This window comes from Accumulibacter sp. (assembly GCF_016789985.1).
Taxonomy (GTDB): domain Bacteria; phylum Pseudomonadota; class Gammaproteobacteria; order Burkholderiales; family Rhodocyclaceae; genus Accumulibacter.
Map to the genome: position 1 here is coordinate 1 of NZ_JAEUOL010000026.1, position 3,120 is coordinate 3,120.

1 protein-coding gene and 2 pseudogenes are annotated in these 3,120 nt (G+C 64.5%); all 3 read left to right on the forward strand.

Annotation, left to right across the window (positions count from 1 at the left end; all coding sequences use genetic code 11):
• Positions 1-466, forward strand: a pseudogene (locus JNK99_RS01395) (mechanosensitive ion channel domain-containing protein); the annotation flags it as partial.
• Between the two features lie 118 nt (positions 467-584).
• A complete protein-coding gene (locus JNK99_RS01400) occupies positions 585-2,594 on the forward strand; it encodes a fused MFS/spermidine synthase (RefSeq protein WP_291847549.1) in 2,010 nt (669 codons plus the stop codon).
• 207 nt (positions 2,595-2,801) lie between these two features.
• A pseudogene (locus JNK99_RS01405) lies at positions 2,802-3,120 on the forward strand (transporter); the annotation flags it as partial.

Here is a 3,120-nt window from a genome sequence, read left to right on the forward strand (position 1 = left end):
GACCAAGATCATCAACATGCGCAACGAGGAAGTGACGATTCCCAATGCCGTGCTGGTCTGCAGCCCGATCAAGAATTACTCCCGCCTGGCCGGCGCGCGCGGCACGCTGGTGTCCACCAAGGTGACCATCGGCTATGACACACCCTGGCGCCAGGTGCATGCCATGCTGATCGCCGCGGCCGAACAGACACCCGGTCTGCGCGCCACGCCGAAGCCCTTCGTCTACCAGCGCAGCCTGGCCGACTGGTACGTCGAGTACGAACTGTTCGCGCACATGGACAAGCCGCTCGAACGGGTACCCGTGCTCTCCGCCCTGCATGCCAACATCCAGGACCAGTTCAATACCTACGGCGTGCAGATCATGTCGCCGCATTTCGTCATGCAGCCGGGCAACAACGTGGTCGTGCCACGCGAAAGCTGGCATGCGGCACCCGCCGAGGCCGACCCCGGCAGCCGGCAGTCATAAGGAGAAGGACGGCCGGACGCAGCCGGCGGCGCAGTGACCGCGCCCTTCGCCAGCGCCACCCGATCCTGCGGGACCCGGACTCCCGCCCATTTTTTCCGAGCTTTGCCCGAAAGCCTTCATGATCAGCTTCGCCATCACCGTCTTTCTCTCGGCCTTTCTGCTCTTTCAGGTGCAGCCGATCGTTGCCAAGATGATCCTGCCGTGGTTCGGCGGCTCGTCCTCGGTCTGGAGCACCTGCCTGGTCTTCTTTCAGGCCGAGCTGCTGCTCGGTTATCTCTACGTCCACCTGCTGCACGAATGGCTTTCGCCGCGCCGTCAGAACATCGTGCATGGCGCCCTGCTGCTGCTCAGCCTGGCCACCCTGCCGGTGGTGGCCAATCCGGCGTGGAAGGATGCAGCTTTCGCGCACCCGACCTGGAACGTGCTGGTCGTTCTCGCCTCGGCGGTCGGCATGCCCTATCTGCTGCTGTCGACCACCGGGCCGCTGATGCAGGCATGGTACGCGCGTTCTTTCAACAGCATGATGCCCTACCGCCTGTACGCGCTGTCCAACCTGGCCTCGATGATTGCCCTGCTGAGCTACCCGGTGCTCGTCGAACCCTTCTTCGTCGTCGTCGAGCAGGCCTGGGCCTGGTCGCTCGCCTACGTCCTGTTCGTCGTCGCCTGCTTGGCCAGTGCCCGGCAATCGTGGAAAGGCGTCGCCAGCGAAATCGAGCGGACGCCGCAGAGCAGCGAACCGGTCGCACGACCGCCCCTGAGCGAGTGTCTGCTGTGGATCGGCCTGGCCATGACCGCCTCCATCCTGCTGCTCGCGCTGACGCGGCACCTGACGCAGGATGTCGCCCCGGTACCCTTCCTCTGGGTCCTGCCGCTGAGCATCTACCTGTTGAGTTTCATTCTCTGCTTCGATGCGCCACGCTACTACTACCGGCCCGCATTCCTGCTGGCGCTGCCGCTCGCCTGCCTCGCCCTCGACCGGGTACTCGACGGCGGCGGCATTCCGGTTCCCCTGCTGGTCGGCGTCATCTCCCTCTCGCTGTTCGTTTTCTGCATGGTCTGTCATGGCGAACTGGTCCGGCGCAGGCCGCCGGTTCGCCACCTGACCCTGTTCTATCTGATGCTTTCGATCGGCGGCGCACTCGGTGGCAGCTTCGTCGGATTGCTGGCACCGGCGGTGTTCAACGCCTATTTCGAGTTGCCGATCGGTCTCTTTCTCTGTGCGTTGCTGGTCATCATCGTCCTCTGGTGCGAAGTCAAAACGCACTGGCGCTGGCTGCTGTTGCTCGGCCTGGCTCTCTACGGCTGGCGTCTGACCGGCCTGTCGATCGACTACGTCGAGAACTACCGGCGCGTGCTGCGCAATTTCTATGGCCAGCTACGCGTCGCCGATGCCAATGAAGGAACACTCGGCACCCGGCGCATGATCGTGCATGGCCGGATCAATCATGGCGAACAGTTCATCGCGCCCGCCTACAGCCGGCGACCGACGGCCTACTACTGCGAACAGTCGGGAATCGGCCAGGCCCTGCTCGGCCTGCGCGATCGCCCGGCGCTGAAACTCGGCGTGCTCGGCCTCGGCGCCGGCACCTTGTCCACCTATGGGCGACCGGGTGACGAAATGCGGATGTACGAGATCAACGAGCAGGTGCTCGATCTGGCACGCAATGATTTCAGCTACCTGGCCGAGAGCCGGGCGCACATCGTGCCGGTGCTCGGCGACGGACGCCTGATGCTCGAACGCGAGCCGGTGCAGAACTTCGACCTGCTGGCGATCGACGCTTTCTCCGGTGATTCGATCCCCACCCACCTGCTCACCCTCGAGGCGATGCAGGCCTACCTGCGACATCTCAAGAGCGATGGCATCCTCGCCGTGCACATCACCAACCGCTACCTCGACCTGCAACCGGTCATCGCTGCCGCGGCCCACCAGCTCGGGTTGCGCGTGCTGGCCGTCGAACTCGATCCGGACGATGATTTCTGCCGCCACTCGGTGTGGGCGCTGATCGCGCCGGCCGAGCGAGTGGCGCGTCTGCAACAGCAGATTCCACAGGCCCGGGTGCTGACGCCGCGACCCGGCTTCGCAGCGTGGACCGACGGTTTCTCGAATCTGCTGGGAATCCTGAAGTAGGCCCGACCGTTTCAGGAGCCTGATGGCTGCCGGGCACAGCCATCCCCTCGCCCGCTGCGGGTGTCGGCCGGCGCGCTGCCGGCCGGATGCGTCGCTGCGCTGCTTCTCCGGCCGTCACGGTTAACACGTTTGTAATCTCCCGGTCAGCCTTTTGTCGGCTGGCAGTGACTAACATTCGGTTGTCCCGCATTCCGAATGGCACGCCCGATGACTGGCCGACGATCCTCGACCGCAACAGGCTATCGCGCCGCAATCCTGAGCGTGTTGCTGGCTGCCGCAGCGGCTTCGGCAGACGCGGACACCTTGCGTCAAGTCTTCGAAAAAGCGTGGGCCAATTCTCCCGAGAGGCGAACGCTGGAGGCGAAGCGCGAGGAAGCCGCCGCCAGCCGGACGGTCGGTGAAGCCCTGTTTCCTGGCGCACCGACCGTCGGTGCCTTCCAGCGAACAGACCGCTGGAACGACAATCTGGGCACTCGGGAAAGCGAGATCAATGTTTCGCTGCCGCTTTGGCTACCTGGACAGAAGG